This is a genomic window from Paenibacillus sp. 598K, from assembly GCF_003851045.1.
Lineage (GTDB): Bacteria > Bacillota > Bacilli > Paenibacillales > Paenibacillaceae > Paenibacillus_D.
In genome coordinates this window covers 14,428-32,472 of the sequence record NZ_BFBX01000042.1, presented here as the reverse complement: position 1 = coordinate 32,472, position 18,045 = coordinate 14,428, and the positions used below count along the sequence as shown (strand labels likewise).

At 59.0% G+C, this 18,045-nt stretch carries 22 protein-coding genes and 1 pseudogene; 4 read left to right on the top strand and 19 right to left on the bottom strand.

From position 1 onward, the window contains the following. Window positions 1-570: 570 nt before the first annotated feature. From PA598K_RS37950 to PA598K_RS13850, 4 genes and pseudogenes are all read right to left on the bottom strand, one after another. Window positions 571-732: pseudogene (locus PA598K_RS37950) on the bottom strand (TFIIB-type zinc ribbon-containing protein); the annotation flags it as partial. A 2-nt stretch (window positions 733-734) separates the two neighbouring features. Beyond that, the gene (locus tag PA598K_RS13860; RefSeq protein ID WP_128657543.1) at window positions 735-962 is read right to left on the bottom strand and encodes a hypothetical protein; all 228 of its coding nucleotides are present in this window, start codon (window positions 960-962) and stop codon (window positions 735-737) included. A 106-nt stretch (window positions 963-1,068) separates the two neighbouring features. After that, a complete protein-coding gene (locus PA598K_RS13855; protein WP_128657542.1) occupies window positions 1,069-1,395 on the bottom strand; it encodes a hypothetical protein in 327 nt (108 codons plus the stop codon). A gap of 78 nt (window positions 1,396-1,473) precedes the next feature. Then, window positions 1,474-2,043, bottom strand: a complete 570-nt coding sequence (locus tag PA598K_RS13850) for a xanthine phosphoribosyltransferase (RefSeq protein WP_128657541.1) — start codon at window positions 2,041-2,043, stop codon at window positions 1,474-1,476. A gap of 163 nt (window positions 2,044-2,206) precedes the next feature. Here PA598K_RS13850 and PA598K_RS13845 point away from each other — a divergent pair, with 163 nt between their 5' ends. Continuing rightward, complete coding sequence (locus tag PA598K_RS13845) at window positions 2,207-2,932, top strand: hypothetical protein (RefSeq protein ID WP_128657540.1); 726 nt, start codon at window positions 2,207-2,209, stop codon at window positions 2,930-2,932. A 90-nt stretch (window positions 2,933-3,022) separates the two neighbouring features. Next, a complete protein-coding gene (locus tag PA598K_RS13840; RefSeq protein WP_128657539.1) occupies window positions 3,023-4,060 on the top strand; it encodes a YkvI family membrane protein in 1,038 nt (345 codons plus the stop codon). On the opposite strand, the gene PA598K_RS13835 is transcribed toward PA598K_RS13840, so the two are convergent. From PA598K_RS13835 to PA598K_RS13815, 5 genes are all read right to left on the bottom strand, one after another. Beyond that, window positions 4,049-5,203 carry a glycosyltransferase family 4 protein gene (locus tag PA598K_RS13835; RefSeq protein WP_128657538.1) on the bottom strand — a complete coding sequence of 385 codons (1,155 nt, stop codon included), beginning with the start codon at window positions 5,201-5,203 and terminating at the stop codon, window positions 4,049-4,051. The genes PA598K_RS13840 and PA598K_RS13835 overlap by 12 nt on opposite strands. 185 nt (window positions 5,204-5,388) lie before the next feature. After that, the gene (locus PA598K_RS13830; RefSeq protein WP_128657537.1) at window positions 5,389-5,859 is read right to left on the bottom strand and encodes a VOC family protein; all 471 of its coding nucleotides are present in this window, start codon (window positions 5,857-5,859) and stop codon (window positions 5,389-5,391) included. A 109-nt stretch (window positions 5,860-5,968) separates the two neighbouring features. After that, on the bottom strand, window positions 5,969-6,547 hold the full coding sequence (locus tag PA598K_RS13825; protein ID WP_128657536.1) for a GNAT family N-acetyltransferase: 579 nt from the start codon (window positions 6,545-6,547) through the stop codon (window positions 5,969-5,971). Between the two features lie 6 nt (window positions 6,548-6,553). Continuing rightward, window positions 6,554-7,003 carry a DUF6789 family protein gene (locus PA598K_RS13820; RefSeq protein ID WP_128657535.1) on the bottom strand — a complete coding sequence of 150 codons (450 nt, stop codon included), beginning with the start codon at window positions 7,001-7,003 and terminating at the stop codon, window positions 6,554-6,556. A 91-nt stretch (window positions 7,004-7,094) separates the two neighbouring features. Next, a complete protein-coding gene (locus PA598K_RS13815; protein WP_128657534.1) occupies window positions 7,095-7,562 on the bottom strand; it encodes a GyrI-like domain-containing protein in 468 nt (155 codons plus the stop codon). A 193-nt stretch (window positions 7,563-7,755) separates the two neighbouring features. On the opposite strand from PA598K_RS13815, the gene PA598K_RS13810 reads away from it, so the two are divergent. Continuing rightward, window positions 7,756-8,388, top strand: coding sequence for a TraX family protein (locus PA598K_RS13810; RefSeq protein WP_128657533.1), 633 nt, complete (start codon window positions 7,756-7,758; stop codon window positions 8,386-8,388). A 44-nt stretch (window positions 8,389-8,432) separates the two neighbouring features. Here PA598K_RS13810 and PA598K_RS13805 read toward each other — a convergent pair whose 3' ends face one another. The 5 genes from PA598K_RS13805 to PA598K_RS13785 all read right to left on the bottom strand — a co-directional run bounded on the left by PA598K_RS13805 (window position 8,433) and on the right by PA598K_RS13785 (window position 13,813). After that, window positions 8,433-10,580: a DNA topoisomerase III gene (locus PA598K_RS13805; protein WP_128657532.1), complete on the bottom strand. Its 2,148-nt coding sequence runs from the start codon at window positions 10,578-10,580 to the stop codon at window positions 8,433-8,435. 150 nt (window positions 10,581-10,730) lie between these two features. Next, complete coding sequence (locus PA598K_RS13800; protein ID WP_128657531.1) at window positions 10,731-11,405, bottom strand: SOS response-associated peptidase; 675 nt, start codon at window positions 11,403-11,405, stop codon at window positions 10,731-10,733. A 78-nt stretch (window positions 11,406-11,483) separates the two neighbouring features. After that, window positions 11,484-12,335: a M15 family metallopeptidase gene (locus PA598K_RS13795; protein WP_128657530.1), complete on the bottom strand. Its 852-nt coding sequence runs from the start codon at window positions 12,333-12,335 to the stop codon at window positions 11,484-11,486. A 228-nt stretch (window positions 12,336-12,563) separates the two neighbouring features. Continuing rightward, on the bottom strand, window positions 12,564-13,328 hold the full coding sequence (gene hisA, locus PA598K_RS13790; protein ID WP_128657529.1) for a phosphoribosylformimino-5-aminoimidazole carboxamide ribotide isomerase: 765 nt from the start codon (window positions 13,326-13,328) through the stop codon (window positions 12,564-12,566). A gap of 53 nt (window positions 13,329-13,381) precedes the next feature. Then, a complete protein-coding gene (locus PA598K_RS13785) occupies window positions 13,382-13,813 on the bottom strand; it encodes a disulfide oxidoreductase (RefSeq protein WP_128657528.1) in 432 nt (143 codons plus the stop codon). A gap of 159 nt (window positions 13,814-13,972) precedes the next feature. Between PA598K_RS13785 and PA598K_RS13780 the strand changes: the two genes are divergently transcribed. Continuing rightward, a complete protein-coding gene (locus PA598K_RS13780; RefSeq protein WP_128657527.1) occupies window positions 13,973-14,335 on the top strand; it encodes a c-type cytochrome in 363 nt (120 codons plus the stop codon). Window positions 14,336-14,419: 84 nt separating this feature from the next. On the opposite strand, the gene PA598K_RS13775 is transcribed toward PA598K_RS13780, so the two are convergent. The 5 genes from PA598K_RS13775 to PA598K_RS13755 all read right to left on the bottom strand — a co-directional run bounded on the left by PA598K_RS13775 (window position 14,420) and on the right by PA598K_RS13755 (window position 17,935). After that, window positions 14,420-15,181 carry a DUF4184 family protein gene (locus PA598K_RS13775; protein ID WP_128657526.1) on the bottom strand — a complete coding sequence of 254 codons (762 nt, stop codon included), beginning with the start codon at window positions 15,179-15,181 and terminating at the stop codon, window positions 14,420-14,422. Between the two features lie 6 nt (window positions 15,182-15,187). Further along, window positions 15,188-15,583 carry a GNAT family N-acetyltransferase gene (locus PA598K_RS13770; RefSeq protein WP_128657525.1) on the bottom strand — a complete coding sequence of 132 codons (396 nt, stop codon included), beginning with the start codon at window positions 15,581-15,583 and terminating at the stop codon, window positions 15,188-15,190. 132 nt (window positions 15,584-15,715) lie between these two features. Continuing rightward, a complete protein-coding gene (gene fur / locus PA598K_RS13765) occupies window positions 15,716-16,201 on the bottom strand; it encodes a ferric iron uptake transcriptional regulator (RefSeq protein ID WP_128657524.1) in 486 nt (161 codons plus the stop codon). Between the two features lie 122 nt (window positions 16,202-16,323). Then, entirely contained in the window at window positions 16,324-17,001 is a 678-nt protein-coding gene (locus PA598K_RS13760; protein ID WP_128657523.1) for a DUF4166 domain-containing protein, read from the bottom strand. Then, window positions 16,970-17,935, bottom strand: coding sequence for a DoxX-like family protein (locus tag PA598K_RS13755; RefSeq protein ID WP_128657522.1), 966 nt, complete (start codon window positions 17,933-17,935; stop codon window positions 16,970-16,972). The genes PA598K_RS13760 and PA598K_RS13755 overlap by 32 nt, the downstream gene beginning before the upstream one ends. Window positions 17,936-18,045 lie beyond the last annotated feature (110 nt).

Genomic DNA, 18,045 nt, shown 5'->3' with positions numbered 1-18,045 from the left:
ACACCGCCTCTCCTGAATCATCATTCTTAGGTTAAATGTTAGATGCATGAATAGTTTGTGTCAACTTAAGTGACTTTTAATTGTAATTGAAGATAAGATCTGAGGAGGTTTTTGTGCTTGTGCACAACAATAATTGCAAATATCTCACCTTCATATAACTCTATATGTAATTTATAAGTCATATATGAATGGCGCACTAAAAAACGCCAGCCCCTAAGAAAGAGCTGACGTTCTGATATGCAAACAAATAACGTTCTGCTAGTCGAACAAATCCCCGAACACATCGAGCACCGTTTTTTTCTTCTTGCGCTTGTACGGGTAGCCGTGCTTGTCATAGCCGCGGCGGTCATATCCGTGACGATCGTAGCCATGTTGGTCATAGCCATCCCGATCGTAGCGCGGCTGCTCGTGGTAGGGGCCATTGGGCCCATGCTGATCGCCATATCCATCGGAGGAGGACCTATCCCGCGGCTCGGGCTGCCGTTGTCCGGCGTAGTCGGGAGCTCCGTTGCCGAAGCTCGGTACGCTTGGCCCAGACCTCTCGCTGTTCGGGCTCGCCGAGGACGTGTCCCATTCGCCGAGCTCGCGTCTCATCTCGCGCACGCCTGCCATCAGCTTGTCCAGCTCGCCCCGGTCGAGCCACACGCCCTTGCAGTCCGGACAGACATCGATCATGACGCCGTCCTTCTCCACTTCTCGCATACGAACATCCTCGCACACCGGACACTTCATCGTTACTCCTCCTCCTTTGATTCGTTTTGGTGCCGCTCTAGCTCGGCTGGCTCATACGTATACGAGCGACTGAGCTTGACGATCCGGCGGCTAGGCTTGCGGATCATGACCTGTTCTTCGTTCCATGCGACCACGATGCCGAGCACGTCATTGGCTGCGATCTCGTCGCGGACGACGCGCACCTTGATGCCTTCCTGCCGGTAGTGGTCCAACTGCTTGTCCGATACCACCCGGATCCCCCTTTTCGAAGTGAAGATAAGCAAAGACCTCGTGCAGAGCGCGTGGATCCGTCTACCCGAGGTCTTTGTCGTGCATTGCTGCTATTCGAGTCGGCGCTTAGCCAACATGCTCTTTGGAATCATTCGTCTCGAACCATTCGTCCAGCACCCGGGAGGACATGACCCGCTTCCCGATATACTCGCGCTGGCGCTCGGTGAAATGCGGCTTCCAATCCAACTCGAGCTCTTCCCCCAACTTGACGATCGTGAGCAGCTCCGACCAGGCGACATAACGTTTGTACCAGAAAAACTGCGGATGCTCGATCATGTAAGGATAGAGATCGTCAAACTCCGTGTGTTTGCAATCGAGCGCACGCTCGAAATGAACTTTGGCATCTGCTAACTTGGATTCGAAAAACTCCAAGGAAAATTGTGGATTTCCCATTCTTTTCTGCCTCCTCTCGGCCACTATAGCTCATTATAAAGGAAAATGGCGGCTGAGGAAAGAGCGGCCGCCCCAGCCTTAGACGAACGTGATCTGGCCGCCATCCAACGAAGCGATCTGAACCAGCGACTCCACTCGGATCCCCTGCTCTCGCAGCGTACGGCCACCTGCCTGGAACGTCTTCTCGACGACGACGCCCATGCCGGCGAGCGCCGCCCCGGAACGCTCGATAATTTTGATCAGCCCGCGCGCCGCATCGCCGTTGGCGATAATATCGTCGATAAAAAGCACACGATCCTCAGCGGTCAGATATTCCTTTGAGACCATAATATCTGTTACAATACCTTTAGTGAAGGATGGCACGCGCTCCGACAGCGCGTCGGGGTCGGCGATCAATGTTTTCTTGCGACGAGCGAACAGCAAGGGTACGCCCAGCGTCAGCGCCGCCGCGAAGGACACCGGGATCCCGGAGGATTCTACTGTGATGACCTTGGTGATATTCTCCTCGGCAAATCTTCTGGCGAATTCTCTTCCCATCTCCATCGTTAACACCGGGTCGACCTGGTGATTGAGCAAGCCGTCGAGCTTGAGCACATCGCTATTCAAGATCGAAGCTTCGCGCAAAATGCGTTCTTTTAGCAATTCCATGAGTTTCACGTTCCCTTCACCGGAAGACCTTTTTTGGATAAGTTACCACAGCCGAGGGCGCTTGCGCAACTTGATCGGCGTGAAACCTGCAAATTTATTTCTATTAGGCTATGGGCCTAATCCCTTGGTTATACATCATCGTGAGTCAATCAGGAGGTCGAACTTGACGATGCGTACATACGACTGGATGCAATCGCTGCGGCTGATCGCCGTCAGCACCGCCCTGCTCCTCGCATTATCCGGCTGCCAGCAGCCGACGGACGGTTCGCCAGGCACAGATGGACAAGCCTCCGAAGCCGGTCCCGATACGACCCAGCAACCGCCGACTGCCGATGACGATCCGTCAGATGGCGCGGACAGCCCTCAGCAATCCTACGACAAACAGCCGCCGGTCGACGAGCCGGTGCTGCCCCTGCCCGATGAGAGCGGCAAGAGCCAGGGGACGGGCGAGAACGTCAGACCTCCGGAGGACAATGTGACCGCCGGCGTCATCGAAGAAAAATGGAATACCGGCGCCCCGCAGCTGATCAATCTGGCGATCGGCGAGTCGATCGTCAAAGCTAATGAACAGTTCGGCGCTGCCAACGACACCTATACGCTGAAGGACGGCGAAGAGGCGATCACGGTGAGCAGCTATAACGGCTTCTCCGTCGGTTACGGCAAGGATCAGCAGATCCGCTTCATCGAGGTGTATGAATCGGGCGTTCGAACCGGGCTGAATGGCGTGAGGATCGGCGATTTCGAAGACGATGTGCTAGAGGCGCTGGGCAAGCCGACGACCCATACGAGCTACGTCATCGGCTACAAGGCCAAAGGCGCCTTGCTCAAATTCGATATGGACCCGAAAAACCGCGAAATTCTCTCCATCAAGCTTTTTAGCCACGCCTGACGCCTGTCCGACGATCATTTAGGCACGCGCAGTCATGCCTGTCCCTGTACTCTCATACGCTAGTAAGAGTGGATGAGAGGAGGGACAGCCATGCGGAGGCTGGGATTAACGCTTCAGGTCGCTCTCACTTACATCGGTACGATCGTGGGAGCAGGATTTGCCAGCGGTCAGGAGATCCTGCAGTTCTTCACGCGCTTCGGCGCCTGGGGAGCGGCCGCGATCCTCATCTCGACCGCCATGTTCGTCTGGCTCGGCGCCAAAATGATGCTGATCGCCTCGGAGATCGGCGCGCGTTCCTATGAGGATCTCAACAAGACGCTGTTCGGTCCAAAGGCCGGACGCTGGGTCAGTTATTTCATGCTGGTCGTCCTGCTGGCCGTCTCGGCGGTCATGCTGGCAGGCGCAGGCTCGATCTTCAACGAGCATCTCGGACTGCATTACCAGACCGGACTGCTGATCACGCTGCTGGGCTGCTTCCTGCTGCTGCGCAAAGGCATGCAGGCGATCCTCGTCGTCAATACAATCGTCGTGCCGATCATGCTCCTCTTCACGGCGATCATCATGGTTGATACGATCCGCTCGCCCGGCTCCGATCGATGGCTGCTGCTCGGCAGCGACTACTCCCCCTGGGCGCTGTGGGCGTCTCCGCTACTCTATGCGGCGTTTAACCTGTCGATGGCGCAGGCGGTGCTCGTACCGCTCGGGGCGAGGATCCGGGACCGCGGCGTCATCGTCGCCGGGGCCTGGATCGGCGGCATCGGGATCGGCTTTATGCTGCTGGTCGGACATGTTGCTTTGTCATTGTACATGCCCGGCATCTCTCAGTTCGCCATCCCGATGGGCGGGATCGCCAGAGAGCTTGGCGGCACGATTCAGTTAATATATATTTTCCTCATCTTCGCCGAGATCTTCACCACGCTGATCGCCGATATTTACGGCTTATCGCTGCAGCTGCGCGAGCGTCTGCGCTGGCCGCGCGAGCTGCTGATCCTAGCGATACTCGCGTTCTGCTATGCCGCCAGCCAGATCGGCTTCGGCCCGTTGGTATCGACCTTGTACCCGTTGTTTGGTTTATTCAGCCTTGGCTGGCTTTTCCTGATTATCCGTCGACGCAGCCTAGGACTCTGACTCGCTGCTCGGCGCGGCCTCGGAGACGCTGTTCAGATAGAACTCGCGCATCTGCAGGATGACGCGCTGCAGGGAGTAGTCCTTTTTGGCCCGCTCCCATGCCGCCCGCGCCATGTTGTAGCGATAGGTCGGGTCGGAGATGAGCTTCTCGAGCGCCTCGGCCAAGGCTATCGGATCTTCGGGCTTGACGAGCAGGCCGTTGACGCCATCCTGGATCTGCTCCGCAATCCCGCCCACGTCGGTGCCGACGAGCGCGAGCCAGCAGAGCGCGGCCTCGGCGAATACCGAGCCGAAGGCTTCGGCGCGCGAGGGCAGCACGAAGATATCGAAGAACGGCATGAATTCCTCCGGATGCAGCATATAGCCATAGAATATAATATCATCGTACAGATTCAGCTCCACCGCCAGCTGCTCCAGCTCCTCGCGGATCGGGCCGTCGCCGATCATATGCAGCACGAACGGAATCTCGCGTCGCTTCAGCTCGCCGCAGGCGCGCAGGAGGATATCCAGCCCCTTGGCCGGGACGAGCCGACATACGGTGATCAGCTGCGGCACGGCATTCTCGTGAGAGATCGGACGGAATCGCTTCTCGTCGAAGCCGTTGGGGATGACGCGCACGCGCTCGGGATGCTGCAGGTAAGGCGCGAGATAGCTGCGGAACGACGCCGAGACCGTCATCAGGCCGTCCATCCGATGCTCCAGCTCGCCATAGAGCGCGGTCAGGAACCGATGCTCCTGGCTGCCCTCCTGGATGCGGCCGTTCAGGATGAGCTCGCGCTCGTAGCTGGAGTGGATCGTCATCACGACCGGCGTGTCCGGGAATACCTGCTCCATGACCAGCGCAGCGATCGGGTGATGGGCATGGATCAGATCATAGCTGCTCTTGATTCGCATACGGGTCCACCAGACATAGTCGCGGTAGGTCTGAATGTATTTTTCCACAATCGAGCTGCCTGCATAAGAAGCGATGTCAAACGTGACGAACTGAACGTCCTCGTGGCCCTTGTTGCGAATTCGTTTGGGCAGGGAGAAAATATCCATTGGCCAGCCCATCTGCTGAAATCGTTCTTGAACATAGGGGACCATCGACGACACGCCGCCCGGTTGCTCCGGCGGGAAAAACAGCGCCTGCAAAATTTTCAAATCCGATTGCCTCCTATCCGGCCTTTGGGTTTGCCTCAATTATACCGCTTTGCGCCATCGATTGACAGAGTCATGCGCCGTAACCGCTTTTATGCACAACAAAGCGACCGGGTCGCACTCGGCGACCCGGCCGCCCTTACTGGCGCAACTCGGTCATATTGGCGCTGGATCTGCATCACGCCAGGTCAGACGCCGGCTTCAGCCTGCACATCATCGTTAGTCGTATACTCCTCCGCCTGATTGATGCAGATCAGGTGACTATCGGGATCGAGGAACTTCAGGTAGCCGCCCGCCGGAGGGGTGAAATAAGGCTTCTCGATGATCCGGACGCCAGCATCCGTCAGCCGCTCATGCAGCGCGCGGATGTTTTTGGAATGCAGCTCCAGCGCATGAATCGGCTGGCCTTCGATCTCCCACTGGGTCGGCTTCAGCTTGATCGCATCGGTCACCATCAGATGAAGCGTCGGGCCGGCTCCCCGACCATCCTCGCCGCCGCCATTGCGAATGCGAAGGAATCGGCTGCTCTTCTGCTCCGACTGCGGGTTCTCCTCGACAAAACCTAGCAGATCCTTATAAAACGCAACCGATCTCGCCAAATCACTGACCGGCAGTTGGATTAAAGTGTAGCCGTCGATATCCGCCTCGTGTGGATTCATGTACGGTTGTCTCCTTCCCGGGATCGCACAGCTCACCGCTGCGCGGAGTCAATATGGATGCCCTGGCATCCCTCTCTCTCCTATACCCGGCCCGGCTCCGTCTGAACCCTTACTCCGCCATCCTCCTCGATTGCCGTGCGGCATCCAGCTGCTGCTCGTACTCTGCGCGGAGGATGCCCATCAGCACCAGATCGGTGTAACGACCATGCCGATAATGACGCTGCCGCTGACGCCCCTCCTCACGGAAGCCGCAATGTCGATAACACGCCAACGCGGCAGCATTATCCTCGTGCACCTCCAGTTGGAGACGATGCAGGTTCAACTCGTGGAAAACAAACTGCTGCAGTACGCCGATCGCTTCGCGACCATAGCCGCGTCCATGATCGGCCGGATCGCCGATGACGATACCCAACTCGGCCGTCCGGTTTTTCCAGTCGATCTCGAACAGATCGATCTGACCGATATAGGCTTCGGTGTCCCGGTGCGCGAGCACAAACCCGCGGTGGCTCTCCTCCCCCTCCATCGCCCGCTGCAGGAACTGCTCGGTCTCCTGTAACGTATGCGGATACAGGAACACATCGGAGAGCGAGGACGTGATGGCAGGATTGTTGACCCACGCCCGCATATAGGGCAAATCCAGCGGTCGATATTCTCGCAGCATGATCCTGGCTCCGTATAGATAGGCCATAGCCTCTTACCTCCTCACCTCTCGCCGGGACATTAACCGTCGAAGCGCTAGTCCGAGCACCAGACCGTAGATCAGATGGGCAGCCAGCCACCAGCGGAGCGCGCCGATGTCAGCGGTGTCCGGCGTGCGGTCGGAGAGTGCAGTCAGCGGCGCCCAGGTCAGCACAGCGGCTGCCAGCCCTGTCGCAGCCCCGAAGCGCAGCGGACGGCCGTAACGGACCGCCAGGTACGCACAGGCCCAGCCGAGCGGCACTGCGACGACCAGATGCATGGCGAACTCGAGCCATTCGGGGAGCGCTTCCGGCAACCAGGGGATAAAATCTACATTCAACAATAACGTATACACCTTGCTGCCGCTCCACTGCTCGATCGCCTTGAGCAGCAGGCCAAGCGCGACGCCCGACAGCAGACCTGCCGTCGTCCCGCGCAGCAGTGAGCGACGCCAATCATCGGTCATGTCGACACCTCTTAATAACCGAATATCACGAGCCGGTCACAGAAAAAAGAGCTGCTTGTCGCTCTTCGCGAACGCAGCTCGCACTTGTATGCTAGGTTCGGGGCAAAGCCGCTTCCTTGATCGGGATCAGGATATCTACCGGCTCTTCCTCCAAATGCTCATCGATATAAAAAACCTCAATCGTCACCGCGTTGTCATCCTTCTGGAGCTTGTGCTCGGCCATCCAGGCTGCGATCTGCTCGTAGCCCTCCCCCATTCTCTCATTGGTGCAGGTGACCATGGCATAGGCATGCTCCGGCACGGTAAATTGGACCATCCCTTCCGGGACTTCCTCCAGATGCGCCGTCTCAAAGCAAGCCCAGTAAGTAGCGAATACCTCATTGCCGTGAAACGGGCTGTACACGATGGAGGACTTGACATCATTGTTCAACTCGTGCTTTCGTGCAAGGAACTCGCTCTGCAGTCGAATCGCCTGCTCCGGCAGGGTTGAGTAGGGGCCGGAGTAACTCAGGCCGGTCAAATTTAGCGAGGGCTTGTTCACCAGCGTGCAATTGTCCATAGCGGTTTCCTCCAAGGCTTCAGAATGGATACGGCTCGGCTGATCGCTGTCTGAGTGATAGTTGTCAATACCCATTGTACTCATATCTTGCCCCTCGCTGCAACTGTTTTAACCAATTCCCCCGACTTGTTGAAATCGTCGTCCTCCGCGTATACTGACAATACCAACGGTTTGATGAAAGGCGGTGCTGGCGTTGCAAATCGTAGCTATGCTGACGATGCTGATCGATCATATCGGCCTGGTATTTTTCCCGCAGGATTCGCTATGGCGGATTATCGGCCGACTCGCTTTCCCCTTGTATACGTACGCCCTGGTGCTCGGCTTCCACCATACCTCCAACATGAAGCGGTACATCGTGCGGCTGGCTGTAATCGCCGTCCTCTCGCAGCTCCCGTATCAATGGGCGCTGCACTCCGACGACATCAACGTCGTCGGCACGCTGCTGGTCAGTCTGCTGGCGCTGGTGGCGATGCAGCGGTGGTCCCATCCCGTCCTGATGGTCGCCATCGTCGCCCTCGCCGCCTACATCCTCGAGACGTTCAGCTTCAACTACGGCTATTACGGGCTAGCGCTGGTGCTCATCTATCGCTACAGCCGGGGGCAGATGCAGTTGCTGCTGCATCTGCTGCTTAATCTATCGACGCTGCTGACGAAGCATTGGGAGACGCAGCTGTACAGCATCGTTGCTACGGCGCTGCTCGTCTATTGGCCGATCGTCTTTCGCACCATTGACCGCATCCCGTTGCCTCGCTGGGTATGGCGCAGCTTTTACCCCGGCCATCTGGTGCTCCTGGGATTGGCGCAGTTGATGATCCCGACAAGATAAGTCGGCCAGCCGTGTCATGTCGACAATGTTCCGTTCCGCCGAACCTATTTTTTGTCCTGCTGCTCCAGCGCCGCCTTGAGCGCGTCGCCCAGGCTTGAGCCGAGCGAGACATTGTCGCTGTATTGCTGGACGAGCTGCTCCTGCTGGCGACGATGCTGACGACCGCCCCCGCTCCGCTCGCCATCCAGCTTCTCGACGAAGTTGCACGGCCTGCACTGGGCGTATTTGCCTGCCTTGCCCGTGTGGATCTCCATCTTTTTGCGGCACTGGGGACAACGCTTGTTCGAAAGCGCCGGCTCCGCCGACCGCCGATATCCGCATTCGCGGTCGGAGCAGACGAGCGTTGTGCCCCGCTTGCTCTTGACCTCCATGAGCGGCTTGGCGCACTCGGGACAGCGGGAGTGCGTCAGATTATGCGGCTTGTACTCCCGCGTCTCCGCCTTCACCTCGCCGACCCACTTCTCCGCCTGCTGTCGGATGCCGGCCATGAACTGCTCGCGATTGCCCTTGCCGCGCGCGATCCGCTCCAGCTCCCGCTCCCACTCCGCAGTCAACTCCGGGCTGCGCAGCTCCTCGACGACGAGCTCGATCAGTTGTTTGCCTTTGCCCGTCGGTTGCAGCCGCCCCCGTACTCGCTCGATCGTATCCGTATGCAGCAGCTTCTCGATGATGTCCGCTCGCGTCGCCGGCGTGCCGAGCGAGTGCTTCTCCATCACCGAGAGCAACGCGGATTCGGTGTAGCGCGGCGGCGGCTGCGTCTGCAGTCCTCTCGCCTTGGCGCTGGCGATCCTGAGCTGCTGGCCGTGCTGGAGCGCCGGCAGCAGCTGCTGCGGCTCCTGCTCTCGCGCTCCCTCCTCCTCGTCCTCTTCCGCTACTGCGTTGGAGGCGCCGTAGACCTCCTTCCAGCCCGCATCGGTCTCGATCCGTCCGCGCGCATATAGCGCGTCCTCTCCCGCCCGCAGCACGACGCTCGTCTCGTCATAGCGATAGACCGGGTAGAACAGGGCGATGAAGCGCTTGACGATCAGGTCATACAGCTTGCGCTCCTCGTTGCTGAGCGCGCCCAGCTGCACGTACTGCTCCGTCGGGATGATCGCATGGTGATCCGTCACCTTGCTGTCGTCGACGATCCGGCCAGTGATCTGGAGCCGCTGGCGGAGCGCCTTGCGCGCCAGCGAGGTATAAGGCCCTACCGCCACGCTCTCCAGCCTGCCCTTGAGCGTCGGCGCCATGTCACTCGTCAGGTAGCGCGAGTCGGTGCGCGGGTAGGTGACGAGCTTGTGCTGCTCGTAGAGCCGCTGCAGCACCGTAGAGGTCTGCTTGGCAGAGAAGCCGAGCCGCTTGTTGGCGTCGCGCTGCAGCTCGGTGAGATCGTAGGCGAGCGGCTGCGGCTCCGTCTTGTGCGACGTCTTCAGCTTGTCTATTCGGGCTTGCTTGCCTTGTAGGCGCGCAGCTACCGCCTCGGCCTCGCTCTGGTCCCATAGACGGCCGTCATGGCCCTCCTGAGTCCGGTATGCGCCCTGGAAGCCGCCCAGGTCAGCGCTGACCGTCCAGTACGGCTGAGGCCGGAAGCTGTCGATCTCGCGCTCGCGCGTCATCATCATCGCGAGCGTCGGCGTCTGCACGCGACCGGCGGCCAACTGGGCATTGTACTTGACTGTCAGGGCGCGGGTCATGTTCAGCCCGATCAGCCAGTCGGCCTCGGCGCGGCAGACGGCGGAGGCATACAGCGGATCATAGTCGCGCCCGGGCTTCAGCGACCGGAAGCCATCGCGGATCGCCTGGTCGGTCTGCGAGGAGATCCAGAGCCGCTTGAACGGCTTGCGCCAGCGGACCAGCTCCATAATCCAGCGGGCGACGAGCTCGCCCTCCCGACCGGCATCGGTGGCGATGATCAGCTCCTGGATGTCGCTCCGCTTGCATAGCTGAGCCACCCCCCGGAATTGCTGGGAGGTCTCCTTCATCACCTTCAGCTCCATCTTGCCTGGCAGGAGCGGCAGATCCTCCAGCGTCCAGCTCTTGTACTTGCTGTCGTAGTCCTCGGGCTCCGCCAGCGTCACGAGATGTCCGAGCGCCCAGGTGACGACATATTGCCCGCCTTCAAAGTGATGCCGCTGCTTCTGATGGCAGCCGAGCACGCGCGCCAGCTCCCGCGCGACGCTCGGCTTCTCTGCCAATACCAATGCTTTCATGCCAAAAAAGCCCCCATTTCCGTAAAATCAGGTGTAACCACCATTATCCACGGAAGCGGGGACGATTGTCAAAGCAGAGACGGCTTTTTCCTACCGCCGTCCTGTCGCTAGACTCCGCTCACAGAGACTGCGCGGGGGGCCGCCGAGAGCCTAGCGCTTCACAGTGAGCGCGCCAGGCTCATATTGAACGATGCAATCCGGCGAGTCCATCCCGTCCTGCTGGAGACGAGGGTTCACCGGATAGCTGTCCATCCGCGAGGCGGCGTATGGATAGATCCGCGTCTGCCATAGCGTCGGGTCGGTCGCGTCGGCGTCCAGCCACAGCTCCATATCCTCGCGCTCGAGGATGACGGGCATCCGCTCCGTATATTCGGAGACGATGCGGTTCGGCGTTGTTGTAATGACGGTAAAGGTGCGATGCTTGACGCCGCGCGGATCGACGCGAGTCTCGTACAACCCGGCCATGCCGAAGACGGCCTTTTCTCGCAGTACGATCCTTACGGAGCGGCTATCCTTGCCTTCGGTGCGCGTGCTGTAAAAGCCGCTGCACGGAATGATGCAACGCTGTCGTTTCAAGATACGTTCGAAAATTTTCTTGCCGCTAACGGAGTCAAAGTCGGCGTTCACCGAGTCTGGGGCCCAATACGGGAACAATCCCCATCTCGAATCGACCAGCTTCCGCTCGTGACGGCTGCCGATGACGATGGGGATCTGCTGCAACGGGGCAATATTGTAACGCCTTTGATAAGGGGTAAGAATCTGGGTCAGACCAAAAGCATGTTGCAGTTCGGCAATATCAGCGGTCAACGAAAATCGTTCGCACATGGAGATCAGCCACCTTTTTTACCTCCATTATCCGCAGCTGCCGCTATCTTATGCATCGACCCGATAATTCCCCGCGGGCTACCCCGCCAAAAAGCTTTCCAGAATAAACGATTTCTCCGCGATCCGCTTGGCCGCATCGATACCGACGAAGCGCAGATGCCAGGGCTCGTAATCATATCCGGTCTTCTTCTCCATTCCCTGCTCATAACGAATGATAAAACCATATTCCGGCGCGTGCTTGCGCAACCATTTGCCCTCCTTCGTCTCGCCGTACGACGAGACAAGACCGTAGCCTACACTTCTGCTCGATACATCCATCGCCAGACCGGTCTGATGCTCGCTTTGGCCCGGCCGGGCGCTTGTCCGGTTGGCCTCCTTTTCGCCCTTTTGCTCGACATTACGCTCGAAGATCGCCTTCTGCGTTGCATACGAGCGATAGCCCGAGACCGCCTTCAGCTCGATTCCGTCCATTTCCGCCGCTGCGAACAGCCGCTCGAGGGCGCGGGCCGCCGGCTTGCGGAGCCGCTTCTTCGGATGATCCTCCTTGAAGGTGAAGGGCACGTCCGGGACCGTCAAGTCCGAAGGGACATAATCGGCCGGCAGCTCGCGCTTTTTGTTGACGAGGACCAGCATGCTCGTCTGGTTGGTGACCACCTGCTTGCCGCCTTGCTTGTCGATCGTCTTGTCCGCCCGGTTGGTCTGGATCATTGCCGCCAACGCGTTTTCCAGCGCGTTTTTGGCTTGGGAGGCCGCCGATGCGACTGACAACGGAGCAGCAGGCTGGATCTCCGCGCCTTTTATCGATTGAACCATCGGTTCCGAGGCGGCCCGTTTGATGAGCCATTGATCGAGCGGCGTCTGGGCCAGCGCCAGATAACCGGTGCAGGCGATGACCAGACCTGCCGCTACTAACGTTTTTGAGAGTTTCATATGCCTTCCTCCTCATCCTGCTATCTCTGGACCTGAGTATAGGGCTCTCATATCTCGCCATCGTGTCGACTTGTTTCCAAGTTGTAAAACTATTACGCGCTATAGCATTCCATACCCGGACAGCTAGCCAGGAAAACATTTTCATAGACTTTACATGCTCGCTAATCGCACAGATGCCGCAACGCAAAGGCCGCGCTCCCTCGTAAGGAAGCGCGGCCTTTGCGATGCTTATCGGGCCAACTGGCGATTGTACGCCACAACCTCATCATAAGACAGTGCGCCGCCGAAAATATCGAGCGCGCTGCCAATCGTAATGTCCAGTCTGCCGTCGGTCAGCTCGCGGAACTGCTCCAGATCGTCCAGCGACCGGCAGCCGCCCGCATACGTCGTCGGGATCGTCGTCCATTCCGAGAGCGCCTTGGCCAGATCCCGCTGAACGCCGGAGCGTTTGCCCTCGACATCGACGGCATGGATCAGATACTCGTCGCAATATTCGGCGAGCTGACGCAGATGCGTCTCGTCGACCGCGAAGCTGCTGAAGACTGTCCATTGCTTGGTGACGACATACCAGCCGTCATCCTTGGCCTTGCAGCTCAGATCGATGACAAGCCGGTCCTTCCCTACCTCGGCGACCAGGCGCTGCAAGTTGCGTTCATTCAGCTCCCCGCCTTCGAACAGATAGGAGGTAACGATGACATGCGTCGCTCCCAGCTCCAGGTAACGCGCCGCATTATCCGCCGTGATGCCGCCGCCGATCTGCAGACCGCCCGGATACGCCTGCAGCGCCTCCGTCGCAGCCTGCTCGTTGCCGCCGCCCAGCATGATGACATGACCGCCTTGCAGCGCATCTCGTTGGAAAAGGGACGCATAATGGGCTGATCCGTACTCGGACACAAAATTTTCGATAATTGGTTTTTGCTCGGTATTTAACGTCTCGCCGACGATTTGTTTTACCTTGCCTTGATGAAGATCAATACATGGCCGGAATTGCATCGTTCATAATCCTTCCTTTCCTCGTCCATTCCCTTTGTTCAAAAGGCCCGATTTTAGTAGCCGTAACGTTTCTCGAGCTTGTGAACCTGCAGCAGAGCAATTATAATAATGATGAATGCCGCCAGGGCCAGCATCGGGATCGTAATGAACCCGAACCAGTTCAGATAGTCCTCTGCGCAAGAGACGGCGCCACAGGCGTTGGCCAGTGCAGAGTCCTTCGGAATATGCTGGATGATGATGTGATAGACGGAAAATCCGCCGCCAATGATTGCAAGCGGCAGCGCATAGGGTATAATAACCGAAGAGCCGCGCGCAGTGGCGATCCCGAGCAGGAGCACCAGCGGGTACATAAAGATGCGCTGATACCAGCACAGACTGCAGGGAACATAGTGGAGCACTTCGCTCAGGTAGAGACTGCCCAGCGTGGCGATAACGGAAGCCGCCCAGGCGAGGAACAACCAATTGCTGCTTTTTCTTGATTTCACATGATCACTCCTTGTTGCGCATCGATTACTTTGATATTCTACATACCCAGGAAAGATCCGGCGCGTGTACCGGCACCATTGCTCGCGTTTGCATGACGGATTCACTTATGTACTGGAATGTATTGAATAAAATTTTAGCATGAAGAAAGGAGCTTGTATATGTACAAATGGACGATGTTCGGGGTTTTCTGTCTGGCTGGACTACTCAGTATCTACCTAATCCTGTTCACCCTGCCTAGCAAGGAAGAGGCGGAGCAGGAAGCGGCCTTTGAGGTGCCAGTACGCGACATTGACGCCGGCGCCGCAGAGACGCTGCTCAGCCAGCAAAACTGCATCGGCTGCCACGGCGGCAATCTCGAAGGTGGCATGGGCCCTGCTCTCGACAAGATCGGCTCGACCTTGACCAAGGAGCAAATCTACCGCACCATTATGAATGGCGGCAACGGTATGCCTGGGTTTGAGGGCAAGATCTCCGAAGACGAGGTTATCAACATCTCGCTTTATCTGGCCGAAAAGAAATAAAAGAGCTGGACAAGCTGCAGCAAAAAGGTGTGCCGGGATTTTCCCGGCCCGCCTTTTTTTTGCGATGAGTTCGATGCTGCGAAGCTATGTGTGCCGACGCACGAACCAGGCCGACCAGACCGAAGCCGTGACGATGCCGAGCATCCCGCCGGAGAGCGTGCTGACTACCGTTATCCCAAGCAGATTGTCGCTGTCCGTCAGGAGCAGCTTCAGGCTGAGCGTCGCGAGCGCAACCACACCTAAGATGGCCCAATAGACCAGCTTGCGCGAGACGGGGAGCGAAGGTGAGGAAGTCGTCAGCCTGACGGCTGCTAGCGCCCGCAGTATCAGCACCGTCAGCACCGCAAGTCCGAGCAGAGACAAACCGTGCTGCAGCAGCTTGTACACCGGGTAGCCGCCCAGCTCGCGCTGAAGCCAGGCTGCGCGGACGACCGCATAACCGCCGCGATGCGTGAAACCGTCGACCACAATATGCGAGATGAAGCCGATAAGCAGTGCCAGCAAGAAGTTAAGACCCGCCAGGATGCGGTCACGCAAGCGATTGTAATTCGTCGAAGCGGCCGCCAATGCTGCGGCTCGTCGATCAAGCGCCCCGAGCGACGGCAGATGACGGGCCAGCTGACGCTTGACCAGATAATGAAAGGTCAGAGCCAGCACAACGCCAAGCGGCAGCGCCTGCAGCCAGAAGCCTCGCCACGTATGGCCGATTGTCGCATAGGGCTCCAGCGCGAGGAAATATTCAAAGTCGGGCGCCATACTGCCCAGCACCAGCCCGCTCAAGCTGAGACGACGGACAACGAGGCGCGCGGGCAAAGCATACAACGGATGGGCAAACGTAAATGGCATCGTATCTCAGCGCCCTCTTGCCAGCACATAGGCTCGCTCCGAGCGCTCAAAGCCGAGCTGCGGGTAATAGGATACGGCGCCCGGCGCGGCCAGCAGCACAAGCGAGCACTCCTCGCCAATCGCTTGACGGACGCGGTCCATCAGCTCCCTGCCGATCCCGCGCTTCTGGTGGCTTGCGATGACCGCCAGATCGGACAGGTAGCAGCAATAGCTAAAGTCCGTAATGCCTCGCGCCACGCCGACCATCCGGCCGTCCTCCCATGCGGTGATCAGCACATCGGCTTGGTCGATCATGCGCTGGATGCGATCCAGATCGTCATAGGGCCGCTTCATGCCAGATGCCCGGAACACCTCTGCCACATCAGCTGCTTCCAGCGCGTGATTGTTGCTGTATTTGATCATCGTATCCCTCCTGTAGACTGACAAGCATTTCCATTCATTGTAGCACAAAAAGCGCCTTGCCGGTAAGCCCGACAATCGGCGCTGCATCGTGTCCGCTCCTATGCTTCAAGGAGCTTTGCGGTTGCTTATGAGTTAGACAGCCTTGCGTTTTTTGCGGCACTCCGATTTGTTGGTCTTCGCGCACTTGTTGAACACGCCGGTAAAGTCCAGACGATGGTCGCTGACGAGGAAACCGAACTCGCGCTCGATTCGCTCCTCGATGCTTTGCAGCCAGTCGTCCTTGATCTCCTGCACCGCTCCGCAGTCGCGGCAGATTAGATGATGATGCATATGAGCATGGTCGTCGCTGCGGAGATCGAAGCGGGCGACGCCGTCGCCGAAGTTGACCTTTTCGACGATCTGCAGCTCCGTTAACATCTCCAGCGTCCGGTACACCGTCGCCAGACCGATTTCGGGAAATTTCTGTTTGACCAGCATATATACGTCCTCAGCGCTCAGATGATCCTGTTCGTTCTCCAGCAGCACCCGCACCGTCACTTCGCGCTGCGGAGTCAGCTTGTAGCCCTTCATCTTCAGCTGATGGTTGATCTTGCCGAGCTCTTCGACTATAGGTATCATATCCAACACCTCCGTTTGTCGTTCCAGACACGCTAGTTTAGAATGATTCTCATTTGATTATATCTCAACTGAGCTCATTTGGCAAAGGAATGTCTTGTGAACGCCAGAGGTAATATACCTCACTACTCGCGCCGCTCCTCTCGAAGCGGCTGAATATCCAGCGGCAGCGCCGAAGAAGGACACTTCACGAACTCCGCCTGGAACCGGCCAGCGTACCGGAACACCGGGCCAAGCAGCGGGCTCGTGACGTCGACCTCGATCCGGTAGCAATCCGCCGCATCGTCGTACCACTCGCACACCTCGGCGGCGCCGGTGAAGAGCTGCGGCCAGCGGAACTGCAGCAGCCCCTCGTAGCAACGCTGCTCGCCCGAGCGGATGCGGATGCCGCCGCGCGGATCAACGGACAGCTCCAGATCGACGGCGAGGTGCTGACGATTGCCGAGGTAGTCGACGATGCGACCGCGCTCGTCGCTGTAGATCATCGTCGCGTCGAACTGCCGGAGACGACCGGGAAAGCGGAACTTGCGCACCCAGCTGACCGTCTCGCGGCCCCAGCGATCCGTATACGCATAGTTGTGTACGGTGAAGGGCACCTGCTCGCCCGCCTGCGGGAACATCAGATGACGCCGCGCGCCGACTGCCAGCGGCAGCGCAGCCAGCCGGTTGTACCATACGCGGTCCATCACGCCGCGGCCGATGCAAGCGACGCCAGCCTCGCTCCGCAAGCCGAACCGCTCGCGTATCCGGGGGTGCAGCCGTTCATAGTCGTCACCTAACGCTTGCTGATAGATCGATGGCATCGTCACCTCTCCTCTCTCCACGCGCCGCTGACTCTGTACGCCGACAACGGCCCGCTTGCGGCACGAAACGCTTCGTCAGCCCTGCTCCCAGCGCGATGCCCAGCATGCCCAGAGCTAGCGTGAGCGGCTGGAACGGCTGCTGCAGCAGCTCGGGCTGGAGCCAGAGCGCTGGCAAGGTCAAGCCGAGGATGAGCAGCGCTTGGCCTGGATACATCCAGCGGCGGCGATGCCAGACGACCGTCGCCGCCCCCCACAGCATCTGTGCGCAGCCGAGCGCCGGCAAGGCCGATCGCTCGAAGCCTGCGGCGATCCCGGTCTGCTGCAGCAGCGCCAGCTCGCCCGCCTCGGGGTAGAGCAGCTTGGGCACGAGCCCCTGGTACACCCACAGCGCCCCCAGCAAGAGGACGAGCGCATAGTGGAGCAACGTCAGCCGGATCGTCACCGCAGGCGGGATGCGCCGCTCGATCCAGATGCGCAGCGCGTCGAAGCTCCACGCTGTCGCCCTGCCGAACAATGGCCGGAACAACAGGCGGTCCAGCCAGCGGCCAAGCCAGCCGAAGCGCGTCTCGTAATCGAAGCGGGTCGCAAACGTAATGCCGCGCCCCTCGGGCAATGGCTCGTAGCGCCAGTAGCCCGCGCCTTCGCGGATGAGCGAGAGCGGCTGCTCCGAACCGAAGCGAAGCGTCGACAACCGGCCGTTCCTCGTCAGGCTGGCCCGGGTCTCGCCGGTCCCACGGATCGCCAGACCAAAACCGATGCGTGTCAGATAGAGAAACGACTGCGGCGCTTCGGCAGACGAGCGCGGCAAATACTCGATGCTGCTAAAACGCAAATCCCATTGCTCATGCAAACTCGGCACCTGGGTATGCTCCCATAACGTATCCATATCCGTAGCGATCTCAAGCTCTACATAGATAGGCTTGGGTCTGGTCATGGCGAATCTCCTCCCTCCAGGACGCGCCCGCGCTGCTCGGCATCCGGCAGCGCGCAGACGGCGCTGCGGCCGAACCATCGGTAGCGGCGACCGGCGATCCACCGATAGAC